Here is a 26,104-nt window from a genome sequence, read left to right on the forward strand (position 1 = left end):
GTATATCAGGACTAGTCAGTCATTAAAATGGGGCTACACAATATGCCGCCGCTGTTGCTGGCGGGTCTGCGCTTCCTGTTGGTTGCTTTTCCCGCGTTGCTGTTTGTCGCGCGTCCTAAAATTCCCTTTCGCCTGCTTGCGGCTTACGGGCTGACTATCAGTTTCGGGCAGTTTGCGTTTCTGTTTAGCGCGATTAAGTTTGGTATGCCCGCAGGGCTTGCTTCACTCGTACTTCAGGCGCAGGCATTTTTCACCATTATCCTCGGCGCGTTTGTGTTCCAGGAACGCCTGCAAGGCAAACAACTGGCGGGAATAACGCTTGCGGTGATCGGGGTGCTGGTGTTGATTGAGGGCAGTCTCGGTGGGCAGCATGTTGCATTGCTTGGTTTTATGTTGACGCTGGCGGCGGCGCTTAGCTGGGCATGTGGGAATATCTTTAATAAGAAAATCATGCAGCTTGAGTCTCGTCCACCCATTATGTCTTTGGTGGTGTGGAGCGCATTAATCCCGGTACTGCCGTTCTTTGCCACCAGTTACCTGCTTGATGGCCCAGACGTGATGTGGCAAAGCCTGATTGCCATTGATATGACGACAATTTTGTCGCTGATTTATTTGGCCTTTGTGGCGACGATTGTTGGTTACGGTATTTGGGGAAGTTTGCTGGGGCGCTATGAAACCTGGCGAGTTGCGCCATTGTCGTTGCTGGTGCCCGTTGTGGGGATGGCGAGTGCCGCGTGGTTACTGGATGAAACACTGTCGTTAACGCAATTGGCCGGGGCGCTACTGATCATGGGCGGCTTGTATATTAACGTCTTTGGTTTGCGGATTAGGCGGGCGATAGTCAGTTAATTTCTTCTGGCGGGCTAACATAAGTGCGCCCGCCAGATGCGGAAATTAGCGCGTACTTTCGTGGTAGTAAGGCGTGCCCAACAACTCTGACTTATCACCAATTGTATCGCGGGACCTGCAATTGGTATTGTTGTCAGAAGGAGGGAGAATCATCCCGCCGTGATTGCTTTGGGTGGCGTTAAAACTGCCGGGCTGTTCCGCCAGAGCGTTAGCGGAAGCCAGAATCAGTACCAGGCTTACAGCGCCGATAAAACGTTTCATAAATCCTCGGTGTCTGTTTTAACTAGACGGTTGCATAGCATTTAGTTTTTAATGATTTAGCGCGTGAATAAACTTTCCTTCGCCACCTGAACACGCAACGCGGTATCTGTGAGGAGGCACAGAGAAGTAATTCTTGAACGTGCGGGTGAGTGTCTGTTGTGACTCAAACCCATAACGCTCTGCTAAATAGAGAATCGGCTCGTTGCTTTCTTTAAGCTTGAGGGCGATCTCGGTCAATTTGCGATTGCGGATGTATTGGCCTAATGAGTGGCCGGTCTCTTTTTTAAACATCCTTTGCAGGTGCCACTTCGAGTAGCCAGAACGCTGTGAAACCTTCTCAAGTGACAAAGGGTTCTCCAGATTCTCTTCTATCCAGTCCAAAATGCTTTGAATGGTTATGGCATCATTGTTCCGTCTGGACATCGTTTCACCTCTTTTCAGGTTTTACGGTAATACTTTTGTCAGCAGTTGATAAAGTGTGTCCACTTCTTCATCTGTCAGGTTTTTTGTTAACTCTTGATGCAGGTTTTGCCCCACAAGCTGGTGGCATTTTTCGCACAATGTTTTCCCTTCAGGCGTCAGCCGTACCAGCACACCGCGTTTGTCGTTTGGGTTGGGCAGGCGTTCAATCCATCCTTTTGATAGCAGGCGATCTAACATGCGCGTGAGCGCACCGAGATCTACCGACAACGCTTTTTTCAGTTCCACTGGCTGCAAACACCCTTCGCAATAAATGCTGCAAAGCACCTTAAATTGCGTAGCGGTGATATCGAGAGGGGAAAGGTGATCGTTTAGCAGGCGATCCTTATGCTGGTTAACCATATGGATAAGGCGCCCCAAAGGAATGACTTCGTTAAACAGATCGTTAGTGCTTTTCACTATGATTGCCCAGGCAAGTATATTTAATCACGGTGGATATTATTGCTTAGGCAATCATAAGTCAATGTGATGGTTCTGTGATGACACGAATAGCTAAAACGGTTCAGATTTTAACATTGATACAAATCCGATAACGTAAACGCTGACGGTTGGCTGCTATACTCAGCCGCGCATAAAGCCACCGAATGAAGGGTAAAAGATGATGGAATTGGTTAAGGCCATAGGGTTTGGGTTAGTGGTGCTACTGCCGCTGGCTAACCCATTGACTACTGTGGCATTGTTCCTCGGCCTTGCCGGAGATATGAACAAAAAAGCGCGTGATAAAACCGCGTTGATGGCGTCTGTCAACGTCTTCATCATCATGATGGTTGCGTATTACGCTGGGCAAGTTGTGATGAATACGTTCGGTATTTCGATACCCGGTCTACGTATTGCGGGTGGTTTGATTGTTGCGTTTATTGGCTTCAGGATGCTATTCCCCCAACAAAAGGCACATGAGTCCCCTGAGGCGCACACGAAAGCTGAGGAACTGGAACAAGAGCCGGATACTAATATCGCGTTTGTGCCGCTTGCGATGCCCAGCACTGCAGGTCCTGGTACGATTGCGATGATTATCAGTTCATCATCAACAATCGAACACGGTGTCAATTTCTCCAACTGGGTTGTTCTGGTGGCTCCGCCGCTTATTTTTGCGCTGGTAGGCGTAATTTTATGGGGTAGTTTGCGCAGTTCTGGTGCGATTATGCGTCTGGTTGGCAAGAGCGGTATTGAGGCAATTTCCCGTCTGATGGGCTTCTTGCTGGTTTGTATGGGCGTGCAATTTATTATTAACGGCGTACTGGAAATTATTACCCACTTCCCGGCGCAGTAAGTTTAATAAGGGCCACGGTTTCAGACCGTAGCCCTTAGCTTGCTTATTGGCTTTGCTGCTCTTCAAGCGACACGGGCCAGCGACGGAATATCAACACCGACCAGATAAGCGCCGCCAGTGCCGGAACTGCACCTACCAACCCGATACTCGACATATCAAAATGCAGGCTGACCTGATTTCCGACCAAAGCGCCCGCACCAATCCCAAGGTTAAAAATTCCTGAGAAGAGCGCCATCGAGACGTCGGTTGCATCCGGAGCCAGCGCCAGTACTTTTACCTGCATACCCAACGTAAGAATCATAATTGCGATGCCCCAGAACAGGCTTAATATCGTCAGGTTTACTGTGCTTTGTGCTGCAGGCAAGAGCAATGCGAGGCAGAGAACTAACAAACCGATAGAGCCGCTAACCAGCGTTGATGAATGGCGGTTGCCCAACTTGCCAAACAACACGCTACCAATAATCCCTGCGCCACCAAGAACCAGCAACAGGAAGGTGGCCACGTTGGCGCTCAGTCCTGCCACGGTTTGTACAAACGGCTCAATGTAGCTATAAGCGGTGTAATGCGCGGTTACGACTACGGCTACCAGCACATACAGACTCACTAACGCCGGGCGTTTGAATAGCAGCGGCAAACTTTTCAGTGACCCGGAATGCTCACTTGGTAATTTCGGCAGCAGCTTGATGACGCAAAAGAGTGTCAGGGCGGCTATTACGCCGATGGCGAAGAAGGTTGTTCGCCAGCCGAAATACTGGCCGACGACACGCCCAAGCGGCAAACCTAAAACCATTGCCAGCGCAGTGCCTGTTGCAATCAAACTCAATGCCTGGGCTTTTTTGCCCGCAGGTGCCATACGTATGGCCAATGATGCCGTTATCGACCAGAAAATTGCGTGAGCGAACGCGATACCAATGCGGCTTATTACCAGCACAGTAAAGTTCCAGGACAGGAATGACAGCACATGGCTTGCGATAAACAAGGTAAAGATGCCAATCAACAGCCGTTTACGCTCAACCTGACTGGTCAATAACATAAATGGCAGAGACATCAGGGCAACGACCCATGCGTAGATAGTCAGCATGATTCCGACTTCCGCAGTTTGCATACCAAAACTACTGGCGATATCGGAAAGCAAACCAACGGGAACAAATTCGGTGGTATTAAAAATGAAGGCTGCAACCGCGAGTGTTACGACGCGTAACCATGCCGTTTTGCGTGAGACATTACTTATTGTCATAGATTGGTTTCGCGCTGATAAATGAACTGTTAGGTGAGGAGGTGATCATAAAACCATCGATCCAGCCATACAACCCATTTTGTGATTTAAGTCTCATTTAATTGTGCTGATAATTCTGGCTCTCATGGCATGGTATGTAAGTGGAATATGTGGTGGAGAAAAGCGATGCAGCAAATTGATTTTTATATGGTAGATGCCTTTACTGAAACCACTTTTGGCGGCAATGCGGCAGCGGTGTGTCCGCTTACGGAGTGGCTGCCTGACGAAACGCTGCTGGCTATGGCTCGTCAGCATAACCAGTCAGAAACAGCATTTTTTATTCACACTGATGATGGTTTTGAATTGCGCTGGTTCACCACGCAGGGGGAAATTAATCTGTGTGGCCACGCAACGCTTGCAACAGCGCATGTGATTTTTGAGTCTCTGAGTTACCCGGAGGCCACCATCCACTTTGCTACACGCTTTGTTGGTCCACTGACAGTCACGCGGAATGGCGACTGGTTGACGCTGGATTTCCCGGCAACCAGCAGCGAGCCTGTTGAGCCGCCACAATTACTTCTCGATTGTCTGGGGATTAGCGACTATCAGGAAGTCAGACTTGGGCGCACATATACCGTGGTGCTCGAGAATCAGCAGCAGGTTGAAGCGGTAAGGCCGGATATTCAACTGATGCTCAAGCTCAACCAAAAGGTCTGCATCACGGCTCCTGCCGAAATTGAAGGTTACGATTTTGTCAGCCGTTTCTTCTCACCTGCTGCGGCAATTACCGAAGATCCGGTTACCGGTTCAACCCACACCATGTTGATTCCTTACTGGGCGCAACGGCTAGGCAAAACACAGATGTTGGCTCGCCAGGTTTCCAGCCGTGGAGGCGATATTCGCTGCCAACTGGTCGGTGATAGGGTGCTGATGTCGGGCCAGGCGGTAACTTACCTGGTTGGTAAAGTATTATTGCGTCGCCCGGCCGCACAGCCCAACGTGTGATTTAACGCGCTTTTAACTGTACTGGTCGTCATTGTTTTTATGAAATGGTAAGTGCCATTGAGTTACCCGGGAGAAGAGGCTATGCAACAAATTGATTTTTATATGGTAGATGCGTTTAGCGATACCACTTTTGGCGGCAATGCGGCAGCAGTATGCCCGCTTACGGAATGGATGCCTGACGAAACTCTGCTGGCTATGGCTCGCCAACATAATCAATCCGAAACGGCATTTTTTATTACCACCGATAGCGGTTACGAATTACGTTGGTTCACTACGCAGGGGGAAATTAATCTCTGTGGCCATGCAACCCTTGCAGCAGCACATGTGATTTTCGAATATCTCAATTACCCGGAAACCACGATTCACTTCGATACGCGCTTTGTTGGTCCATTGTCGGTGACACGTAACGGGGATTGGTTGACGCTTGATTTCCCTGCCTGGGAATCAGAACCCGTTATGCCGCTTCCATTGCTTCTGGAAACGTTAGGTATTACGCAATGCAAAGAAGTGCGTGTTGCGCGGGATTACATGGTTGTGCTGGAAACTCAGCAACAGGTAGAAGCTGTTTGCCCAAATATCAATGCGATGATACCGCTTGGAAAAATGGTCTGTATTACCGCACCGGGCGACGGCGAGTATGATTTTGTCAGTCGTTTTTTCTGCCCGGGAGAATCTGTACCCGAAGATCCTGTTACCGGGTCAACACATAGCATGCTGATTCCTTACTGGGCGGACCGCTTAGGTAAAACGCAAATGCTTGCTCGCCAGGTTTCCAGTCGTGGTGGTGATTTGCGTTGCCAACTTGTCGGCAATAGAGTGCTGATTGCGGGAAAAGCCGCAACCTATTTGATTGGTAAGGTATTCCTGCGTAGCTGAGTTGTTTCCCCATAAAGCGATATATGAGGGTTAGAGCTGTTAGTTAAGTATGTGCGGGATGCCTCAGCGACGATAGTGATGAACATTAATCATCTGGCGGAAGGTAACGGCTGTGGCGGTGGTCTGATATAATGGCGGGCGTAAAATACCCGCCAATCAGGAGTTTGCAGTGCCAGGTCCGTTAGATAATCAATTACTGGAAGATATTCTTACTCAGGTACGGCCATTAATTGGTCGCGGTAAAGTAGCGGATTACATTCCTGCTCTGGCGGAAATTCCAGGTGACAAGCTGGGGATTGCTGTTTGCACCGTTGAAGGTGAGGTATTTAGTGCAGGCGATGCGACCGAGCGTTTCTCCATTCAGTCGATCTCTAAAGTACTGAGTCTGGCGTTGGCAATGGCGCGTTATGACGAGCATGAAATCTGGCAACGCGTGGGTAAAGAACCATCAGGGCAGCCGTTCAATTCTTTACTCCAGTTGGAGCTTGAACAAGGTAAACCCCGTAACCCGTTTATTAATGCTGGCGCGTTAGTGGTGTGCGATATGCTGCAAACTCGCCTTAGCGCACCGAGGCAACGTATGCTGGAAGTGGTGCGTGTGCTTGCGGAACAACCGGACCTTGCTTATGACGCCCGCGTGGCGAAATCTGAGTTTGAACATTCGGCACGTAATGCGGCTATTGCCTGGCTTATGAAATCATTCGGCAATTTCGACAATGACGTTATTACCGTCCTGCAAAATTACTTCCACTACTGCGCGTTGAAGATGAGTTGTACTGAGTTGGCGAAAACGTTCCTGTTTTTGGCAAACCAGGGGCGCGCATTGCATCTTGCTGATCCCGTTATTACAGCTCAACAAGCCCGGCAGATTAATGCATTGATGGTCACCAGCGGAATGTATGATGGCGCCGGTGAATTTGCCTATCGTGTCGGAATGCCGGGTAAATCGGGCGTTGGCGGTGGAATCATTGCCGTTGTGCCCCACGAGATGTCGATTGCTGTCTGGTGCCCGGAATTGGATGCTTCGGGGAACTCGCTCGCGGGAACGGCAGCACTTGAGATTCTGGCGCAGCGAATAGGCCGCTCAATCTTCTAAGATTTTCGTAAGCAAGGCATATTAGAGCCTGATAGTTCAGGCATATGAGCTTTATCTCGTTGCCCGCAGGTTGTACCAGATAAAATCTGCTAAGCTAAAATTTATTTTTTGCACTCATCTCGCAGTATGATTTTATTAAGCAGTGCATGCATAAATATGAGTTAAAATAGCATGTCTAACCAAATTGAGTTTGTGTGTTTTTCGCCTGAAAAACGGCTGGCTAACGCGATAAATATATTTGTCATCACTACATTGTTTTACTTTTTTGGGGCCTCACTTCGCCTGATTGATGAGCTGTCTCTGTTCTGGCCGCTGAATGCCGTGCTGGCTGCGGTGTTTGTACGCAACCCGTTCCTGAATCGTCCTGTATATTATTTCCTCTGTTATAGCGCTATGGTGATTTATGACGCCTTTACCACGCATTGGGGTTGGCAGTCAGCAATAATAAATCTCTCCAATATGGTGTTTATTATCATTGTAGCCCTGCTATTACTCCGTTATTCCCGGGATGAAAATGAAAATAATTGGGCAATTAATGCCTTTAAAATTTTCTATTTTTGTCTTATCGGTGCGGTGCTCAGTTCTTTATTAGGATCGTTAGGTTCCCTTGGCCCTTCATCAGACTATCGTCAGTTTCTTCCTTTGTTTGCCGATTGGTTTAGTGAGCAATTTTCTACCGGGGTCCTGATGATGCCATTTCTGCTGATGGCTAAATGGCCACAGTGGGGCAAGATGCCTGCTTTTCATTTTTCAAAACTGTACCCGTTGCTGGGGGTTATCATTTCGGTGATTGCCTCGGTGGTAATTGGTGGTGCAGGGAGCCTGGCGTTCCCGCTGCCAGCCCTTATCTGGTGCGCAATTCGCTACCCATTGCCGATTACCGCGTTGATTACACTTTTAACTGGCGGTATGGAGATTGTTCTGGTCGCCAATTCAATAGTGGTGATTCATCATAGCCAGCCGCTGGTGGTGAATGAGATGTTCTCTGCACGCCTGGGTATTGCCACTATGGCGATTTGCCCGCTGATTGTGTCGGTGAGTGTAGATGCCATTAACCGCCTGATTAAACAGACCTCACTGCGTGCCGATTATGACTATCTTACCGGTGTGCATTCTCGTTCAGGTCTTTATGAAGCGCTGAAAATTACCGCTCCGTTAATGCATAAACCAGGACAAAAGTTGTGTGTGATGCTGCTGGATATCGATTATTTCAAACGCATTAACGACAACTATGGCCATGAATGCGGAGATGTCGTGCTACGTGCTTTTGCTGCGCAACTCAGAAAAGCGGTGGGTGAAGAGGGGCTGGTGGCACGTCTGGGCGGGGAGGAGTTTGTGGTGGCTTGTAGCACCAATTCCGAAGATGAAGGATATAAGATTGCGGAGAAGATTCGCCAGAGTATAGAACTCACGGCGTTTCGTTATCAGCAACAAACATTGTTTATCACCGTCAGCATTGGCCTTGCTGCCACCACACCAGAAAAACAGTCATTGCTTGATGCGTTTAACGCGCTGCTGGCCGAAGCCGATAAGTATCTCTATCTGTCAAAGCGCAGCGGTCGTAACCAGGTCAGTACTTCGCTCATAAATCAGGAAGATATAGCAGCGTCTGTTTAGATAGCGCCTTGTTATTCAGATTTATATACATATTCTGAGAAATGCCCAAGCCAGAGTTTTTATTAGGCCGTTGTAAAAGCGTATAGGTTCCAGCGAATAAACTTTGCAAGAGGAATTCACCTTGAGTGAAGCAAAGTATATCGCCTGGAGGCAAAATGACTATTCTGGATCAGCATCCGTCACTGCAAAAAAATAATGCAGGGGTTTCCACTATCATGGCTCTGGTTAGCGGGGATCTTACGCCTTGCGATATCTGGCATGAAAAGTCATACCGGGCGAAATTCCTTTTGCGCACGCTGCTGGCTCCGCGACAGACATTGCGTTTCTTTAATTCAATGGCGCGGCAGAGTTATTTTTCAACGCTGCTAAAAGCACAGAAAACGCTACCAAGTAAAATCCATCGCCATTATTTATATTTGGGCATGCGTGCTGCTGACCGTGTAGATGCCATTCTCAACCATTACCAATTTATTGAAAAACTGGGCTGCAAAACACTGGCCCGTGGCTTGATGTCACCCGAACAAACACGCCTTCTGGAGCTGAGCGGCAAAGACGGTGAAAAAATAGAGATTAATGCCAGTACCGCACTGGGTGCAGAACGTGAAGGTGAGAGTACTCTTTGGTTTAACATGAACGGGATAAGACTTGCCGCGTTAACATTCTGTATTACAGGAGATGCGATTTTTATTGGCGGACTGCAGGGTGCTCATCGCAGTGTACCTCATGACACAATCAAAACGGCAACCAAAGCATGTCACGGTTTATTTCCTAAACGTCTGCTCATGGAAGTTTTGTGGTTATTAGCTGCACAAAAGGGAATAAAAGCCATTTATGGGGTGAGTAACGACGGGCATGTATTCCGTGGACTGCGTTATCGGCTCAGTAAGGGTAAGCATTTTCACGCCAGTTATAATGAATTCTGGGAATCAATTAGCGGTGAAAAATATGATAAGCATCTTTACCGCCTACCATTGTCATTACCGCAAAAAGATCTGAGTGAAATTGCCAGTAAAAAACGCTCGGAATACCGCAAGCGCTATTCATTGCTTAATGAGCTACAAACCCAGTTCGCTGAACTGAGTTAACCGCCTTAGCCTAGAGATGTTATACCAAATGAGCGTGTGGTTTTTCAATTGAGGGTGCGACAGCAAAACAAACGTGACGGATGTCGCACCCCTCGCACATGGCAAGCAAGATAATTGGTATAATAACTTTAGTTTGATCAAAACGGGGTTTCACTTTGTTGAGTTCTGGTAATTTGGACAGGATTTTTATGGTCGCTCATCCTGTACACACCAAGGAACAACATAGTGAAAACACTTAATCGTCAAGACTTCCCTGGCGCCCAATATCCTGAACGTATTATTCAGTTTGGTGAAGGCAACTTCCTGCGTGCTTTCATCGACTGGCAAGTCGATCTTCTTAATGAACACACGGACTTAAATGCGGGCGTTGTTATCGTACGTCCGATCGACAGCGCATTCCCGCCGTCGTTATCTACCCAGGATGGGCTTTACACTACGGTTATCCGTGGTCTGAACGAGCAGGGCGAAGCGGTCAGTGACTCGCGCCTGATTCGCTCCGTTACCCGTGAAATCAACGTCTATCAAGAATATGAAACATACCTGAAACTGGCTCATAACCCAGACATGCGTTTCGTGTTCTCCAACACCACTGAAGCTGGCATCAGCTACCATGCAGGCGATAAGTTTGAAGATGCGCCAGCAGTAAGCTACCCGGCTAAACTGACTCGTTTGCTGTTCGAACGCTTCAACCACTTCAACGGTGCTGCGGATAAAGGTTGGGTTATCATTCCTTGCGAATTGATCGACTACAACGGTGACGCATTGCAAGAGTTGGTTCTGCGTTATGCACAAGAGTGGGAGCTGCCTGCAGCATTCACCCAGTGGCTGAACGACGCTAACACATTCTGTTCTACGCTGGTGGACCGTATCGTGACGGGTTATCCACGTGACGAAGCTGCCGATATAGAAAAATCTTTGGGTTACAAAGATAGCTTCCTGGCTGCTGCTGAACACTTCTACCTGTTTGTTATTCAGGGGCCAGCGTCATTGGCACAAGAGCTGCGTCTGGATAAATATCCGCTGAACGTGCTGATCGTTGATGACATCAAACCTTATAAAGAACGTAAGGTTGCAATCCTGAACGGTGCTCACACGGCGTTAGTTCCGGTTGCTTATCTGGCTGGCTTGAACACTGTTGGCGAGTCTATGAACGATGCTGAAGTTTGTGGCTTCGTGGAAAAAACTATCGCTGAAGAAATCATCCCAGTACTGGATCTGCCGCGTGACGAATTACTGTCATTCGCACAAGCCGTAACCAGCCGTTTCCAGAACCCGTATATTCAGCACCAACTGCTGTCTATCGCGCTGAACGGTATGACCAAGTTCCGTACCCGTATTCTGCCGCAATTGCTGGCAGGTCAGCAGGCGAACGGTACTTTACCTGCGCGTCTGACTTTCGCACTGGCGGCACTGATTGCCTTCTATAAAGGCGAGCGTAACAACGAAAGCTATCCGTTACAGGATGACGAGCATTGGTTGGTGCGTTATCAGCAACTGTGGACTTCACTTGGCGACAAACAGATCACCGAGCAGCAGTTGGTTGAAGCGGTACTGTGCGACAGCGATCATTGGGGCCAGGATTTGACTCAGGTTCCAGGTCTGGTTGCTAAAGTTAGCGAAGATTTGCAGGTTATTCTGACTCAGGGTATGCGTGCTGCGGTAGCTCGTTACTGCTAAGTGCCAAACCGGTAGAAAACCTTGATATAGTGCCTCCAGGCTTAGCTTAGAGGCACTTTTTTTATGCGCAATTCCGCACTCTGGTTCCGGCGATTTGGCGAGCCTGAACAGGTCATCACCCACGAACACTCAGAACTTGCACGACGCACTTGCGCAATGTTGCGCGTACAAATGCGCTATGCCCCTGTCAATCCTTCAGATCTCATTCCGATAACTGGCGCTTATCGCCACCGGGTCATGCCGCCACGAATAGTGGGCTACGAAGGTGTTGGTGTCGTTAGCGATGCGGATAACCCAGAGTGGATTGGCAAACGCGTTTTGCCGCTACGCGGCGATGGTACCTGGCAGCACTGGGTTGATTGCCCGCAACAATGGGCTGTACCTGTCCCTGATAACATTCCAGATCTATTGGCCGCCCGAGGCTATATTAACCCGCTTGCGGCCTTCGTGATGCTTAAACAATGGTCGGTGCGAGGTAAGCGCGTGTTATTGACCGCGGCAAACTCATCATGTGCGGCATTGCTTGCTCAGTGGGCCACGATTCAGGGGGCGACAGAAGTTGTTGGTGTGTGTCGTAGTGAAGATCAAAAACCTATGTTGCTTCAGAGCGGCATTAGGCCGCTTATCACTGATGACCATGAAGGGCTGCGAATTATCGCTCAGCAAGCCGATGTAGTGTTCGATGCGGTAGGCGGGAGTCTTGCGACTTTGCTGCTATCTCATCTTCAGGCTGATGCGGACTATGTTTCGTATGGCCTACTGAGTGGGGAGCCTTATCAAGCCAAAAGTTATGCCTCAAGGCCGCAGCGCTTTCATCTGCGCGATACGCTGGCAGTCACTGACTCAAATGAGTGGCAGCAATGGTTCGTCGAGCTTTGGCCGCTGCTTGCGAGCAGCCAGTTACCGGAAGTACAGTTATTTGCACTGGAAGAGTGGCGAGACGCACTACGGGAATTTGCTGTTTCAGGGCGACGTTATAAGCCAGTTTTGGCGATGTAACGTGACAACGTCACCCATAAATGATTACTTATCGCCGCCCATGATCGTTTTCATGGTTTCTTCATCCGGCAGGCCCTGATGTTGTTGCAGACGCCCATCTTTATTGAGGTAATAAATAGAAGGAGTGGCCGTCCCGCCGAGCTCATCCATTAACGCCAGGTTATCTTCCAGCGCTTTCGTGATTTCTGGCTTGATGGCTGCCGGTATTTTCAGTGCCAATTTCCCTTTGCTATTCTCATATTCCGCCAGTGTTTTAGCGGGATCTTCAGCCATCATGATCGCGGCGGCTTTTTGTCCACTGTCCGGGCGTAACATCCCAACCATTAAGACACGCAGTTGTACCTTTCCTGAACTCAGCCACGGCTGCGCATTCTGCCAAAATTGAGTGCAGTACGGGCAGTAAGGATCGGCAAAGGCGTAGACAATTTGCGGAGCATCCGCTTTCCCTGCGGCTATCCAGTGATTTTTTTCAAGTTTCTGCCACATCTCTTTGGCCATAGGCGCATAAACCCATTTTTCGACTTGCGCATCGCTGAGGTTTTTCCCGGTGGCATCAACCAAATTCCCCATAATTGCATGCTGTTTATCCGGGGTCAGGAACACTGTTGTGCCTTGCCCCTGGAATTGCATCACGTAACCTGGCAGGTTACCTGGACCTTTAAATTCACCTTTCAGTTCAAAACCTTGCTGCTGTAAGGCGGTAATTGGGGCAGGGAGTTTAGCCTCAGTAGCCAGCGTAGAAGTGCTGGTTAGCAGGGCAAGCGACAGAGTCCATACTGCATGTTTCATTACGTAATCCTTCTCATTCTCTTGATGAATGTATGCCGGGTTAGGCTACATGTCGTACGCTTGTAATGAAAGTTCTCGTTTAGAAAGATGAGGTCGCGTTATTTTGTTATCTTATGCGCAATTATTTAGAACTACCGGACGCTTTATGACCAACTCATCAAAAGACCCACTGCACGGAATGACGCTTGAAGCTATTGTGAATGCGTTAGTTGCTCATTTTGGCTGGGAAAAACTGGGAAAACTTATCAATATCAACTGTTTCAAAAGTGACCCAAGCGTGAAATCCAGTCTCAAATTTTTGCGCCGCACTCCATGGGCACGCAAAGAAGTCGAAGATCTGTATATCGATATGGTAGAGACCACACACGAGGCTTCACCAGACCTTCCTGCTGATAGCCCTTGGGCCAACTGGCAAAGTAAGAAAGATCGGGAATAGTAACCAATAGCGGGGCGAATTGATGAGTGACTGTCTGGCAAAAATGGGGGCTGCCCGTGTTCGTCGAACGTCATTCCATGGTATCGAATGCATTGAAAAAAGCTCGACCAGCGCAGTTGAGTTTCAGTTTTACCAGGATGTTGCTCCCGCATTTCGCTCCGCAGGTATCGCCATCCCCGAGCTGTTAGCTTGCGATGCGCAAACCCAGACATTAACCTTGGAATATATTCCCCACGCTCTGAGTCAACACGCGTTAGCAGAACACCGCGATGTATTAACGACAATTACGCGTATTCACCAATATCCAGTCGATAAGCATTGGACTTTTAAACACCACCATTGGCTACGGGACAAAACTATAAAGGCGCTTGAGCTGCTGAAGTTACCAAATGAGTCTGTTGCGATTTTTCTCGATCTTGAAAAATATGGCTCATGCCTGTTTAGCGCCCAAACGCTTATCTCTGGCGATACTAATGCAGGGAATTGGGGAATAAGAGAAAAGGGAGACGTGGTGTTATATGATTGGGAGCGATTCAGTACCGGCAGCCCGGCAATTGACCTCGCTCCCTTAATTAAAGGGATGGGAAACATCTGTGATTACATTCATATCGCAAAACGATATCAGGAAGTTTCACCTTCCGCTGATGCCGCAGCACTGGCTCAGGAGATTGCTATCTGCAAATTATGGATAGTCACCGAAGTCCTCGATATTCTTTCTCGCAACCATAAGGCCGAGCTCAGCAAGTATATCGATTGGTATCGCAAATATTTGCCAGACTGGTTAATACAGCTACGGCAATTTTTACCTTAAACAAACGGTGCTAACGGATCGGCTGCCGCAAAGGCAATGTCCTTCTCCGGTTTAGGCGGATAAATCAGTTCGTTAGTAATAGCGATTTTAATTTTCTTACCCTCCGCGCGGGTAGATTTCACGACCTGATCCCATCCCTCTGTGTAAACCGCACCCCATGCACCTAAATCCAGGCAGGTCACATAGTTTACCTGGCTGTATGGCAATGGGTTGGCACCAATTATGTCAGCAGCAACGTTGTTGCCCACGAAACGTCCGAGCATGATTGCGTGCTGGCAGGTCATCAGGGCAGTATTGCCTTTGTCATCTGTACGGGCATGGGCCACATCACCGGTCGCATAAATGTCTTCATGGCCAACTACTTTCAGATTTTGATCAACATGCAGGCGGCCTTGTGAATCGCGCGTGGCTGGAATTTGCGCGGTAAGGGGACTGGCCTGTACGCCCATGGTCATAATCACCGTGTTTGAAGCAATAAAATCGCCGTTCTTAAACTTAACACCATGTTCATTGATAGAAGCAATATCTGCTTCAAGCTGCCATTCAACACCAAGCTCGTCGCTTGCCTGTTTGATAACCGTACACAAATCTTCGCTGTACCGGCCACCAACCACTGGGCTTCGGTCTGCAATAATCACACGCACCGGAGTTTCATTTCCCAAAATAGCGCGTAAACGGGCAGGGAGTTCGGTTGCCAGTTCAATGCCGGTGAAACCGCCGCCACAAACCACCACGGTATTACGTGCATAGCTATCGGGTTGCTCCACTAACTGGTGAAGGTGTTCTTCAAGATGAGCCGCGCTTTCTAGCGTATCGACATCAAAAGCATGCTCATGTGCGCCAGGGACAATTGGGTTGATTTGACTGCCGGTAGCCAATACCAGGCGGTCATAGTGAAGCGCTGCCAGTTGCTTTTGCGCGGTGTGATACCACACTTGTTTGTTCGCAACATCAATCTCTTTGGCGGACCCGGCAATAAACTTCACTCCTGTGGCTGCAAACAGCGGTAATAGGGGCGCTGCAAAATTTTCAACTCCTGCTTCATAAAAGCGTGGGCGAACACGGAGCTCTGGCTGCGGTGCGAGGACTGTAATCTCAATATCGTTACGATCGTGAAGATCGGTTAAACGTGCAGCGCTCAATGCTGCCCACATTCCTGCAAACCCTGCGCCTAAAATAAGAATTTGTTGTTTCATGTTTTATCCCTGGTTTTTCGACGGTCATTGAAAATCTTAACTGCGATAATATTTGTCGTAGTTAAGATTTTCAAGAGTTTTAGGGTTCTCAGAAATGGATTTGCTCTTAATTATTTGAAATTAATTGATATTTAAAAAAACCAATAATTAAAACTGACAGAAATTGCTTCAAAACAAGGAAGGATTTATCATTTAACTCAGAATAAATGGAGCGGAGAATTTATGGCATTTTACAGTTCTGGCGTGGAGTACGGCATCCATAGCCTGATGTGTCTGGTTGATAGCAAAGGTGATGGACGCGAGATGAGCGTGCGAGAAATTGCTGAGCTACAAAACGTTCCGTACGACTATCTGGCGAAGATTTTTACCAAGCTCTCCAAAGCTCAGTTGGTTGAAAGCACCGAAGGAAAAGGAGGGGGATTTCGCCTTGCGAAACCTGCCGATCAGATAACTGTGCTGGATATAGTCGCGGCTATCGATGGTGAAAAATCGATTTTTGACTGTAAAGAGATTCGCCAGCGCATGGCTATCTTTGATGAGCCAGCTCCCGCATGGGCATGCGAAGGCGTGTGTGGTGTGCGCCATGTGATGCAGGTTGCGCAGCAACGTATGGAAGAAGCTCTTGCTCAGCACACCGTGCTGGATTTGGCGCGCAGAATGTTTAGAAAAGCGCCGGAAGCGTTGCCTATCCAGATTGAAGAGTGGATAGGTCGTCGCCGTAGTGACGCTTAGTACTTAGCTGACGCGGCGTAGCAAAATCACCAGAACAAACACTCCGCCCACACCGGCGGTAATAATCCCAATTGGCAGTTCCTGCGGGGCGACGAGTGTTCGACTAAGAATGTCACCCGCAGAGAGAAGAATTGCCCCCATAATGCCCACCAGTGGCAGTAATCTCCGGTGGCGCACTCCGGCAAAGGGGCGCGCCAGATGAGGCACCATTAACCCCACAAAACCAATCACCCCGGTTAGCGAAACCAGGATTGCGGTGGCCATAGAACAGCAGAGAAAAACCTCGGTTCGTAAGCGATTGACGTTAATTCCCAGCGACCATGCGGTTTGTTCCCCAGTCAACAGCGCATCAAGGGCTTGCCAGCGCCGGGATATAAGCACAACGAGAATCACCAGCGCGATAGCGGCAAATCCGAGATTTTCCCAGCGCGCAAAACCTAAACCGCCGAGAGCCCAGAACAGTGCATTGCTGGCTGCGCGCTGATCGCCGGAAAAAATCAGGAAGTTGGTCAACGCCCCAAATAAAAATGACACTGCCAGCCCGCATATAATCAGCTTTTCAGTTCCTTTATGTGACTGCGACATAAAAATAATCATCACGGCAGCGGCAGATAGCATCCCACCGACAAATGCGGCGATGGGTAATGTCCAAGAACCCAGGCTGTCGCCAAGACGGGTTATCACCAGCACCACGCCTGCAGAAGCACCAGAAGACAGGCCGAATAAAAAGGGATCGGCTAAATCGTTGCGTGTGGTGGTTTGCAGCAATGAACCAACCAGGGCCAACCCGGCACCGGCAATCATGCCAAGTATCGTGCGCGGTAGCCGTAATTCGAGCACGATGCTCTTTATCATCGGTGCGACTTCCCCATGCATCAGGCCGAGGGCGGTCAACACTTGTGAAAAAGAGAGGGGTACGCTGCCATTCGCAACACTTGCCAGAGCAAGCCCCGCAAGCAACAGCGGGGCCGCTATCCATATCAGCAAAAAACGCTTGTTAGCGAACATTAGTTAAACGCTGCCGGATAAAATGCACGGGCAAGTTTAGTTATCGCGGTGATATTGGCAGGCCCTGGTGTCAGTTCCTGATACTTAAGTTTCACATAGCGATGGTGAAGCACCGCTGGCGTGTTTTTCATCAGCGGATGTTGTTCCAGGAAACGCCGTAATCCATCAGCGCCACCGTTATAGTCAGACTGATAGTCCATCAGAATAATAAACTCAGGCTCCGCGGCGGCAACACTTTCCCAGTTGGTTGCGGCCCAGCTTTTATCCATCGTATCCATGACATTTTTACCGCCAGCAGCTTCGATAATTGCCGTTGGCATGGCATACGCACCGCTGGTGAACGGCTTATCTTCGCCAGAATCGTAGAGGAAAACGCGAACGGGTTTATGCCCGGCCGTCTTTTGGGTTAAGTTCGCCACCTGCTTTTTCCAGCTATCGACCAACTTCACGGCATCTTCTTCTTTGCCAAAGACTTTGCCCAGGCGCAGCATGTCGCCATACAGCAAATCCATACTGGCGCGTGGACGATGGCTATTAACGTGAATACAGCTTTCGCTCAGGATCAGCGTCTTGATATCAAATTTTGCCAGCGCCTGCGGTGTGACATCGCCGCGTAAACCGTAGTTCCAGCCTGCGAAGAACAGGTCGGGCTTTGCCGCCAGTAACGTTTCCATCGAAGGGTATTTGGGCGCAATCTCCGGAATAGAACCCTGCAAACGAGTAAATGCCGGGATATTTTTGTACCAGCCGGAAATGCCGCTAACGCCAACAATTTCCGGTTGTAAATGTAGGGAAAACGCCATTTCGGACATATTGATATCATGAACGACCATGCGTTTAGGGGCTTGCGTGAACGTTAAAGGTTGCCCACAGTTATCGACGGTTACCGGGAAACCAGAGGCAGCCGCACCGTTGGAAACCACAGCCAGTAACGCCGCCAGAATTGATTTTTTCACACATACTCCTGATTCACTATTGCCACACATGATTGACCTTGTGGACATGAATAGCGGGACAGGGTGTCCAGAATGGAACCTCACCTGTGCACACTTCCCGACACTGAGTTGTGTACAGGTGTGGCAAATGACGGTAGTAAACCGCGACCTGTGACACAACGCCTTCCCACCGAAGGGTCGTTCTTGAGGTTGTGCCGTCGGTCTTCTGGCTTAGCATCATTCTTCACCACGCCTTCCCGTCAACAGACAGTGGCTTGTGTGGTGTCGTCAGCATTACAGCAGCGGGGGCTGCGGAGGAATTTCACCTCACTTCCCGGATAGCGACGTGCGCTAAAACGGCAGAACCGAAAGCGAAAATCTCGCTTCCTGATAAACCGCCGCACCATACAGGAATTGATGGGGTGAATAGGTCTGGTCAGATCAAACAATACTTAGTTATTTGTATTTCAATCAAATTGTGATGGCAGGGCTTCGAAGATGCGCAGTGTTTTGCCACTGTTTGGATGTGTGACGTGCAGGCTTTGCATACCGAATATCCTGGCAAGCCAGGGCGAGTCCAGAACCTGCGCCGGCGTGCCACGGCAAACCAGTTGCCCCTGGTTCATCATCAGAACCTGGTCTGAGAAAGGTTGAATCAATTCAAGATCATGCAACACAGCAATGGTAGTGATGTTCTTGTGCCTGACGAGACTGAGCAGCTGATGGCGGGCGAGTGGATCGAGATGATTTGTTGGTTCATCCAACAACAGCAAAGCCGGTTGTTGTGCCAGAACACGGGCTAAGCCTGCACGCTGGCGCTCACCGCCGGATAATTTTCCCAAAGAGACCTGTTGCAGGTGTGTGATGCCAACATCGTTAATCGCCTCAGTGATGGCTTTTTCATGTTCAACGTTTGGGTATTCGGCCTGCCAGGGGATGCGTCCCAATGCCACATATTCGCTCACTGTCAGACGTAAATCGGCATTGTCATGTTGGGTCAGTAGCGCGACGGAGCGCGCGCGTTCAATGGGTTTCATGGTGCGTAACGCTTTACCCTGAATCACAACCTCACCGCTGGCGGGTATCAGTTCACTGATGATAAGCCGTAAAACAGTCGATTTCCCGCTACCATTTGGACCTATTATCGAAACAAACTCACCGGGATAAATATCAAATGACACCGCATTCACCTGTGGTGTTTTACCGGCAAAGAAGTGGGTGAGGTCACGAACAGATAGCAGGCTTTCAGGCGCGTTCATCGGCAATGTCATTAGCTGAAAATGGCGCTTAGGATAGCAGCCATGTTTTGCCGGGCAAGCAGTAAGGATCGATAATCAGTTGCCATCGACTACGTTATATAATTAAATATACATCGAATTTACTCCTTCCCAGATGGCAATTATGTTAATCCTTCGTAATATCGCGCTGGTTCTCGCCAGTGCATTTTTCGCATTAAACGCTCAGGCAGACAGAATCATCACTGACCAACTTGGTCGCCAGGTTACTATTCCTGACCATGTTGAAAAAGTGGTGGTGTTACAGCATCAGACCTTAAATCTATTGGTTCAGCTTAATGCTCAAAATGAAATAGCCGGTGTGATGACCAGCTGGAAAAAACAGCTTGGCCCTGAGTTTTCACGCTTTATGCCTGAGATTAACTCACTGCCTACTCCAGGTGATCTCACCGCGGTAAATATCGAAAGCTTGCTGGCCATTCACCCGCAGGTGGTATTCGTCGCCAACTATGCACCCGCTGAGATGATTGAGCAGATTCAGAATGCTGGAATCCCTGTCGTGGCAGTCTCTTTGAGAAAGGATACTGAGGGGCAGCAGGATAAAATGAATCCGACGATGGCGGATGAAGAGCTGGCCTACAACGAAGGGCTAAAACAAGGCATCCGCTTAATTGCTGATGTGGTAGGGCGCAAACCTCAGGGTGAAGCACTCATCAAGTATACCTTTGCGGCACGTGAGAAATTTAACGCACCGGTTGCGAATATTCCGGATGCACAGAAAGTGCGTGTCTACATGGCGAACCCTGATTTGATGACTTATGGCTCAGGCAAATACACCGGGCTTATGATGAAGCACGCAGGTGCGCTGAACGTCGCTGCGGCCAGTGTCAAAGGTGCGCGCCAGGTTTCTTTGGAGCAGGTGTTACAGTGGAACCCACAAGTTATCTTCGTGCAGGACCGCTATCCGCAGGTGGTGTCTGAAATCCTGAACGACCCGAACTGGCAGGGGATCGATGCTGTGAAAAACCACCGTGTCTGGTTAATGCCTGAATATGCTAAAGCCTGGGGTTACCCAATGCCGGAAGCCCTGGCGATTGGTGAGTTGTGGATGGCGAAAAAACTCTACCCGGATGTTTATAAAAACATCGATGTTGATGCCCAGGTACAAGATTATTACCAGAAATTTTATCGTGTGAACTGGCAGCCCGATGCTAAGTAGTGAGTCATTTATTCCCCAGCAACTGGTACTGATTCTCTCAGTGCTGTTGCTGGGAGTTGCTTCACTTTGCTTAGGTCAATATTCACTTACGCTAAGTGAAGTTCTCCATCAGCTAACTCATTTCTCCGACACGCAAGGCATTGCCAACCAGGTCATCTGGACGGTAAGGCTACCGCGTATTCTGATGGCCTTGCTTGCCGGTGGTGCACTGGGATTATGCGGCGCAACCCTGCAAGGGGTTTTCCATAATCCGCTGGTTGATCCACATATTATCGGCGTGACTTCCGGCTCTGCTTTTGGCGGCACACTGGCGATACTGCTGGGGCTTGACCCATTATTGATGATGGGGTCGACATTTTTCTTCGGCCTGAGCGCATTGATTCTGGTTTATGCGATTGCCGCTTTGCAGGGGCGAGAAAACGCGTTGGTGCTGATTCTCTCCGGCATCATCCTGAGCGGTTTTTTTGCCGCCCTGGTAAGCCTTATTCAATACCAGGCTGATACAGAAGAAGTGTTACCTAACATTGTCTTCTGGTTATTGGGGAGTTTCGCAACCGCCAACTGGCATAAAGTTTTGATGCTGGCTGTTCCGGTCATAATTTCTGGTGCGATTTTGTTCCAACTGCGTTGGCGCATTAACTTATTGTCACTTAACGATAAAGAGGCGCAGGCATTGGGTGTTTCCGTGGTGCCTCTGCGACGCAGCGTATTGGTTTGCTGTGCATTTTTAGTCGCAGCACAGGTTGCTGTCAGTGGCAGTATCGCGTGGGTAGGATTAGTCATTCCTCATCTGGCGCGTCTTCTCGTGGGAGTTGACCATCGCCGCTTGCTCCCTACCGCATTCTGGATGGGGGGCGGTTTTATGATTGTCGTCGATGATATTGCCCGCACGTTAATGCAAGCCGAAATTCCACTGGGAATCATCACCGCTTTATTGGGTGCACCGCTGTTTACCTTTTTGCTAATACACTCAAGCCGCAGAGGCCGTCGATGAAAACGGGTGAATTACGTGTTCAGCAACTATTGTATGGACACAAAACGCCATTGTTTGAACCACTCAGTTTCCATTGCCAGCAAGGGGAAGTCTGGGCTGTTCTCGGACGCAACGGTTTGGGGAAAAGCACGTTGCTTGACACTTTGACCGGTACATTAAAACCCCTCGCAGGGAATATAGAGAATGAGGGGGGAATTGGCATTGTGGCGCAACATTCGCACTTGCCCTTTCCGTACTCAGTAAGCGATGTGGTGCTGATGGGAAGGGCGCAGCATGTGAAACTATTTTCACAACCGGGCAGTGAGGACAAGCAGAAAGTTATCGAGGCGCTGGAGCAGTTAAATATAGCTCAGTTAGTTTCAACGCCTTTTACTTCACTTTCTGGCGGGCAACAGCAATTAGTGATGATTGCTCGTGCGCTAGTGACTGCCAGCCAAATATTATTGTTGGATGAACCTTGTTCAGCACTGGATTTAGCCAACCAACAGGTGGTGTTGCAACTGATTAGCGATCTGGCTCACCGGCAGCATCGCGGCATCGTTTTTACCACCCATGATCCGGTTCATGCATTACAGGTTGCAACGCATACGTTGTTACTTTTGCCTGGTGGAAAATGGTTGGCTGGCACAACAGACACCATCGTTACTGAAGAGAATATGTATCAAGCCTACGGTTTAACGTTGCGGAAAATCAGGATGGACAACTATGCCACCCCGTTTGTTGCGCCACTCTTTACGATTGAGAAGTAAGCGGTAAAAAACCCGCGCTAGTCAGAAACCTTTGTCCGTCAGGGCTAAGAATAAATTCAACCAGCGCCATTACTTCTGCGGAATTCTCAAGCACAGCCAACTGATATTCGCACTGAATATTGTGTTCAGGCGCAATCGCTACGCAACGGATATCCGTGTGCCTGGCCAGTGCTTTGCCGTAATGCGCGTAGCCGATAAACACATCGGCGAAGCCCTGGTGCAAAATCCAGGCGCTAGCCAGTTCTCCCGGCGGGATGCTGAGCGTATCACGTCCACCAACCAGCGGAATTGCGCGCTGACGCAGTTGTTGCCCAAGACCCGGCTGAAGTAGCTCGAGTTTATCAAACAGTGCCCAGGTGTAATCGCCAGACGGGTCGCATCCCGGTGTGGAAGTGCCAATCCGTAGCGTGGGATCAGCGAGCAAATCCAGCCATTCACCACTTTTTAGCGTAGTTAACACCAGTTGATTCCAGGTAAAAGTATGGGTTTCAGTCGCTTTCCCTGCCGTCAGTAAATGCTGAGGATGCTCCCGGTTGGCGGAAGCGAAAAGGGCGCAGGGCTCACCCGCCTCAATACGCTCTCTCAACAATCCTGCCGGGCCATATTGTGCTGCAACCTCAATTCCTGTGAGTTGGGTAAAATGGTTAAGTAGCGGGGTTAAAGCCAGTCGTAAACTGCCCGCAGCAAGCAAAGGTAAAGGAGATCTCATTGGTTGATTTTGAACCTTAAGAGTCATGGAGAATACACCGGCTAATAATACTGTTTATTAATTCCTAACTGAAGGTTGTAGCCAATCAAATGGGTAGATCGTGGGCACCATAATGTTATTAAGTCCCATGCTAGAATTTAACCACTACTTTGACATGGTTAACCTTTTTCAAACTAAAACTAGCATAGTATGACTTGCTATTTAGTTAATAATAATGATGAGTTCGTATTCAACTTCTCAGGGGAGTCTGAAATGGAAAAATACGTTTTTTATGTCAAGGGTAGCGCAACCAAAGTGTTTGTTAAAAGTGAGCTTTCTAAGAGTAGTGTCCAGCAGCTAAAACAAGAAGGGTATAAGAAGTACCAACTGGAATTTGATGCAAATAGTAAGCAAGAGGCTATCAAAAAGCTTAACGAAAACTCGCGGGAAAGTCTTGATTCGTTAAGTCAATTTTCTGGGAGTTATCTTTTCCTGGCATTATTCCCTCTTGCTATATTTATACTGGTTTTTATATTCCGCTGAAACGAATACCCATATTGTGTGGGATTTATTAGATTAAAATTGAATGCCACACTATGTGGCTGATTATTGTGCACATCGCCTTGATCTTAATATCAAAATTATTTCCAGTTAAATCTTGTATAAAATTAAACAAAGAAAATAAAAATCAGCACAAATTAAATAACATGCAACACGGCTGAAACATAAAATCCTCATTCATATTTTTAGTATTTGGCAACAGATTTTGTTCAGTTTGCCGGCTATTTTTTTGAGTCAGGATATATATGAAGTATAAAAGAATCATTCTCATTGCCGCTTTAGCCATCGCAGGCTGTAGCGCAAAGGGCGATACGGCTAGCCAGCAACGGAGTGCCATTCAGCAGATGCGAATTGATACGCTGATAAAACTCTATAAGGTCCATCCTGAAGCCCGCAGTGAGATTCTGAAGTCAAAAGGGTATGCGGTGTTCTCCAATAACAGCAGCAAAATTTTGTTATTTGGATTTGGCAGTGGCTATGGTGTCGTGAAAGACCTTAAGTCAGGGAAAGACACCTATATGAAGATGGCACAGGCCGGGGCAGGATTGGGGATGGGGGTGAAGCAACAGCGAACCGTACTGGTGTTTAAGGACCGCAAAGCGCTGAGCGATTTTATTAAGAATGGCTATATTGTTGGTGCTGATGCAAATGCCGCGGCTAAATATGATGACAAAGGTTTGCCTGCATTGGGGGCTTCGGCAAGTGCGGTTGCTCCGACCAATGTTGCAGTGCCTAAACCCGTGGGTGTATACGAACTGACCGAAAAAGGCCTTGCCGCACAAGCCATGGTTAATGGTTACAAATACTGGCCAGATGATGCTCTGAACAGTAAATAATGCAGAGAAACTAACGGCACGATGGTGCCGTTTTTTTTATCGGGTAATTTTCCAGGGTGAAAAGCAGAAGGGTAAAGAAGTGTAAAAAACTCTTTCATTTGCTTATGGCAATACATAGCTTCAATTTCTATTATGCACTGGCTTTTTCATCAATACCGACAATAAATAAAGAACCAGCAAAACATGTTATAGGGTTAGGTATGCTTAACAACTACAGCGTAAGAACCGTTATCCTTGTTTTTATATCTGCCTCTTTTGTCTTCATTGATCTGATGGCCTTCCTTTTGGTAGCAAACGTGAATGTCATCCTGATGTTGAACGTCGTTGGAGTCGTATTGATCTCAACCTTATGGTTCTACATGACTAAATATCTTGTGAGGCCTATTAACGAGGTTAAAAGAAATATAGATGAAATCAACGCAGGGAATTTATCAATTTCTATTCGCGAGTTTGGCAATAACTGTGCGGGTAAATTGATTCCAGGGATAAATAGCCTCGCAAAAGAAATATCCAGTCTGGTCATGGATATAAGAAAATCATCCAATTCAGCAAGCATTCTATCCGGGACTCTGGCTAACCAAAGTGCGGAACTCTCAGTCAAAACTGAACAGCAATCGGCCATGCTGATGCAAACAGCATCAAGTATGGAAGAGATTTCGGCGGGAACAAAGAGCAATGCAGAAAACACCCGGCAGTTAAATGACATCACCAATGAAGCCCATAAATCCGCAGGTCATGGGAGCCAGTTGATGCATAAACTCACTGAGAACATGGTATCAATTACTGACTGTTCAAAGAAAATGACCGAAATTATTAGCATAATCGATGGGATAGCGTTTCAGACGAATATCCTGGCACTGAATGCAGCGGTTGAAGCTGCGAGAGCGGGTGAACATGGCAAAGGATTTGCCGTGGTTGCGGGTGAAGTCCGGGTGTTAGCTCAAAAAAGTTCTGAGTCTGCAAAAAACATAAAAGCACTGATTGAAAAAACAAATACCAATGTCATGCAAGGTGCAAAACTTGTCTCTGAAGCAGAAAAAAATATGCACGACATTGTTTCAGGATCAGACGATCTTAATATGCTGATGGAGCATATTTTTTTATCGACCAATGAACAGGAAAAAGGTATTCAACAAATTACCATTGCGTTATCCGAGCTGGAAAAGGTCACTCTGAGTAATGCTGCAGTCGTTGTGGAGCTTGCAGAATCTTCCGATGTTCTAAAAAACCAGGTCGTAGAGCTTCAAAAAAGAACAAATAATTTACGCTTGAATGATGAAGACAAAATGACGATGCCTGTCTCTGCGCTCATCGTCCCAACGAAGCAGAAAAAACAGCCACCAGAAGGTCACTGGCAGACATTTTGAATGGCCATAATTAAACAGCCTGAATTGCACCCCAACTGTTGGATATTCAACGTACTAAGGTGCAGTTTTTAATCGTAAATTTGCATTTATCCGGTTGCAGTTATTTTTATTAATTTA

27 protein-coding genes, 1 pseudogene and 1 riboswitch are annotated in these 26,104 nt (G+C 48.2%); of the genes and pseudogenes, 18 read left to right on the forward strand and 10 right to left on the reverse strand.

The features are described from left to right. Positions 1-18: 18 nt before the first annotated feature. Positions 19-849 (forward strand): annotated as a pseudogene (gene eamA / locus M979_RS06255) (O-acetylserine/cysteine exporter); the annotation flags it as partial. Between the two features lie 45 nt (positions 850-894). Here the strand turns inward: eamA and marB are convergent. Genes marB through marR form a run of 3 tightly spaced genes read right to left on the reverse strand, consistent with a single transcriptional unit; the run spans position 895 to position 1,989 of the window. Beyond that, the gene (gene marB / locus M979_RS06260; RefSeq protein ID WP_064554154.1) at positions 895-1,110 is read right to left on the reverse strand and encodes a multiple antibiotic resistance regulatory protein MarB; all 216 of its coding nucleotides are present in this window, start codon (positions 1,108-1,110) and stop codon (positions 895-897) included. Between the two features lie 48 nt (positions 1,111-1,158). Further along, positions 1,159-1,533, reverse strand: a complete 375-nt coding sequence (gene marA / locus M979_RS06265; RefSeq protein ID WP_034455621.1) for an MDR efflux pump AcrAB transcriptional activator MarA — start codon at positions 1,531-1,533, stop codon at positions 1,159-1,161. A 21-nt stretch (positions 1,534-1,554) separates the two neighbouring features. After that, positions 1,555-1,989 carry a multiple antibiotic resistance transcriptional regulator MarR gene (gene marR / locus M979_RS06270; protein WP_064554155.1) on the reverse strand — a complete coding sequence of 145 codons (435 nt, stop codon included), beginning with the start codon at positions 1,987-1,989 and terminating at the stop codon, positions 1,555-1,557. Between the two features lie 199 nt (positions 1,990-2,188). Between marR and M979_RS06275 the strand changes: the two genes are divergently transcribed. Beyond that, positions 2,189-2,860, forward strand: a complete 672-nt coding sequence (locus M979_RS06275) for a MarC family NAAT transporter (protein WP_034455616.1) — start codon at positions 2,189-2,191, stop codon at positions 2,858-2,860. 43 nt (positions 2,861-2,903) lie between these two features. On the opposite strand, the gene M979_RS06280 is transcribed toward M979_RS06275, so the two are convergent. Beyond that, entirely contained in the window at positions 2,904-4,097 is a 1,194-nt protein-coding gene (locus M979_RS06280; RefSeq protein ID WP_064554156.1) for a sugar transporter, read from the reverse strand. Between the two features lie 165 nt (positions 4,098-4,262). On the opposite strand from M979_RS06280, the gene M979_RS06285 reads away from it, so the two are divergent. The 7 genes from M979_RS06285 to M979_RS06315 all read left to right on the forward strand — a co-directional run bounded on the left by M979_RS06285 (position 4,263) and on the right by M979_RS06315 (position 12,431). Beyond that, positions 4,263-5,081, forward strand: a complete 819-nt coding sequence (locus M979_RS06285) for a PhzF family phenazine biosynthesis protein (RefSeq protein WP_064554157.1) — start codon at positions 4,263-4,265, stop codon at positions 5,079-5,081. Positions 5,082-5,162: 81 nt separating this feature from the next. Further along, positions 5,163-5,957 (forward strand): PhzF family phenazine biosynthesis protein, encoded by a 795-nt coding sequence (locus M979_RS06290; protein WP_034455613.1) that lies wholly within the window; start codon positions 5,163-5,165, stop codon positions 5,955-5,957. A gap of 169 nt (positions 5,958-6,126) precedes the next feature. Further along, a complete protein-coding gene (gene glsB / locus M979_RS06295) occupies positions 6,127-7,053 on the forward strand; it encodes a glutaminase B (protein ID WP_034455612.1) in 927 nt (308 codons plus the stop codon). A 171-nt stretch (positions 7,054-7,224) separates the two neighbouring features. After that, the gene (locus M979_RS06300; protein WP_064554158.1) at positions 7,225-8,670 is read left to right on the forward strand and encodes a GGDEF domain-containing protein; all 1,446 of its coding nucleotides are present in this window, start codon (positions 7,225-7,227) and stop codon (positions 8,668-8,670) included. Positions 8,671-8,825: 155 nt separating this feature from the next. After that, on the forward strand, positions 8,826-9,755 hold the full coding sequence (locus M979_RS06305; protein ID WP_064554159.1) for a VirK/YbjX family protein: 930 nt from the start codon (positions 8,826-8,828) through the stop codon (positions 9,753-9,755). Between the two features lie 225 nt (positions 9,756-9,980). Continuing rightward, a complete protein-coding gene (locus M979_RS06310) occupies positions 9,981-11,432 on the forward strand; it encodes a tagaturonate reductase (protein WP_034455607.1) in 1,452 nt (483 codons plus the stop codon). Positions 11,433-11,495: 63 nt separating this feature from the next. Next, positions 11,496-12,431, forward strand: coding sequence for a zinc-dependent alcohol dehydrogenase family protein (locus M979_RS06315; RefSeq protein ID WP_064554160.1), 936 nt, complete (start codon positions 11,496-11,498; stop codon positions 12,429-12,431). 24 nt (positions 12,432-12,455) lie between these two features. Here M979_RS06315 and dsbG read toward each other — a convergent pair whose 3' ends face one another. Continuing rightward, positions 12,456-13,220, reverse strand: a complete 765-nt coding sequence (gene dsbG, locus M979_RS06320) for a thiol:disulfide interchange protein DsbG (protein ID WP_064554161.1) — start codon at positions 13,218-13,220, stop codon at positions 12,456-12,458. 145 nt (positions 13,221-13,365) lie between these two features. Between dsbG and M979_RS06325 the strand changes: the two genes are divergently transcribed. Both M979_RS06325 and M979_RS06330 read left to right on the forward strand, forming a co-directional pair. Beyond that, a complete protein-coding gene (locus tag M979_RS06325) occupies positions 13,366-13,656 on the forward strand; it encodes a VF530 family protein (RefSeq protein ID WP_034455605.1) in 291 nt (96 codons plus the stop codon). A 22-nt stretch (positions 13,657-13,678) separates the two neighbouring features. Further along, a complete protein-coding gene (locus M979_RS06330) occupies positions 13,679-14,467 on the forward strand; it encodes a phosphotransferase family protein (RefSeq protein ID WP_064554162.1) in 789 nt (262 codons plus the stop codon). On the opposite strand, the gene M979_RS06335 is transcribed toward M979_RS06330, so the two are convergent. After that, positions 14,464-15,663, reverse strand: a complete 1,200-nt coding sequence (locus tag M979_RS06335; protein WP_064554163.1) for an NAD(P)/FAD-dependent oxidoreductase — start codon at positions 15,661-15,663, stop codon at positions 14,464-14,466. The two genes, M979_RS06330 and M979_RS06335, sit on opposite strands and share 4 nt — an antisense overlap. Before the next feature lie 222 nt (positions 15,664-15,885). On the opposite strand from M979_RS06335, the gene M979_RS06340 reads away from it, so the two are divergent. Continuing rightward, positions 15,886-16,395 (forward strand): RrF2 family transcriptional regulator, encoded by a 510-nt coding sequence (locus tag M979_RS06340; protein WP_034455602.1) that lies wholly within the window; start codon positions 15,886-15,888, stop codon positions 16,393-16,395. A gap of 3 nt (positions 16,396-16,398) precedes the next feature. Here M979_RS06340 and M979_RS06345 read toward each other — a convergent pair whose 3' ends face one another. The 3 genes from M979_RS06345 to M979_RS06355 all read right to left on the reverse strand — a co-directional run bounded on the left by M979_RS06345 (position 16,399) and on the right by M979_RS06355 (position 19,597). Then, positions 16,399-17,403 (reverse strand): FecCD family ABC transporter permease, encoded by a 1,005-nt coding sequence (locus M979_RS06345; protein ID WP_064554164.1) that lies wholly within the window; start codon positions 17,401-17,403, stop codon positions 16,399-16,401. Beyond that, complete coding sequence (locus tag M979_RS06350; RefSeq protein ID WP_064554165.1) at positions 17,403-18,359, reverse strand: ABC transporter substrate-binding protein; 957 nt, start codon at positions 18,357-18,359, stop codon at positions 17,403-17,405. The genes M979_RS06345 and M979_RS06350 overlap by 1 nt, the downstream gene beginning before the upstream one ends. 178 nt (positions 18,360-18,537) lie before the next feature. Then, a riboswitch (cobalamin riboswitch) is annotated at positions 18,538-18,715 on the reverse strand. 90 nt (positions 18,716-18,805) lie between these two features. Continuing rightward, complete coding sequence (locus tag M979_RS06355; protein WP_083963896.1) at positions 18,806-19,597, reverse strand: ABC transporter ATP-binding protein; 792 nt, start codon at positions 19,595-19,597, stop codon at positions 18,806-18,808. Between the two features lie 142 nt (positions 19,598-19,739). Here M979_RS06355 and M979_RS06360 point away from each other — a divergent pair, with 142 nt between their 5' ends. From M979_RS06360 to M979_RS06370, 3 genes are read left to right on the forward strand one after another with little or no spacing between them, the layout of a single operon-like run. Further along, on the forward strand, positions 19,740-20,792 hold the full coding sequence (locus M979_RS06360; RefSeq protein ID WP_064554167.1) for an ABC transporter substrate-binding protein: 1,053 nt from the start codon (positions 19,740-19,742) through the stop codon (positions 20,790-20,792). Beyond that, on the forward strand, positions 20,782-21,786 hold the full coding sequence (locus M979_RS06365; protein ID WP_034455597.1) for a FecCD family ABC transporter permease: 1,005 nt from the start codon (positions 20,782-20,784) through the stop codon (positions 21,784-21,786). Before M979_RS06360 ends, M979_RS06365 begins: the two co-directional genes overlap by 11 nt. Further along, entirely contained in the window at positions 21,783-22,535 is a 753-nt protein-coding gene (locus tag M979_RS06370; RefSeq protein WP_034455596.1) for an ABC transporter ATP-binding protein, read from the forward strand. The genes M979_RS06365 and M979_RS06370 overlap by 4 nt, the downstream gene beginning before the upstream one ends. Here the strand turns inward: M979_RS06370 and M979_RS06375 are convergent. Then, a complete protein-coding gene (locus tag M979_RS06375; protein WP_064554264.1) occupies positions 22,519-23,244 on the reverse strand; it encodes a substrate-binding domain-containing protein in 726 nt (241 codons plus the stop codon). The genes M979_RS06370 and M979_RS06375 overlap by 17 nt on opposite strands. A gap of 252 nt (positions 23,245-23,496) precedes the next feature. Here M979_RS06375 and M979_RS06380 point away from each other — a divergent pair, with 252 nt between their 5' ends. From M979_RS06380 to M979_RS06390, 3 genes are all read left to right on the forward strand, one after another. Next, complete coding sequence (locus tag M979_RS06380; protein WP_034455595.1) at positions 23,497-23,766, forward strand: hypothetical protein; 270 nt, start codon at positions 23,497-23,499, stop codon at positions 23,764-23,766. Positions 23,767-24,029: 263 nt separating this feature from the next. Then, positions 24,030-24,620, forward strand: a complete 591-nt coding sequence (locus M979_RS06385; protein ID WP_064554168.1) for a lipid-binding SYLF domain-containing protein — start codon at positions 24,030-24,032, stop codon at positions 24,618-24,620. 200 nt (positions 24,621-24,820) lie between these two features. Beyond that, positions 24,821-25,987, forward strand: coding sequence for a methyl-accepting chemotaxis protein (locus M979_RS06390; RefSeq protein ID WP_064554169.1), 1,167 nt, complete (start codon positions 24,821-24,823; stop codon positions 25,985-25,987). The last annotated feature ends 117 nt before the right edge of the window (positions 25,988-26,104 follow it).

This window comes from Buttiauxella noackiae ATCC 51607, assembly GCF_001654865.1.
Taxonomy (GTDB): Bacteria; Pseudomonadota; Gammaproteobacteria; order Enterobacterales; family Enterobacteriaceae; genus Buttiauxella; species Buttiauxella noackiae.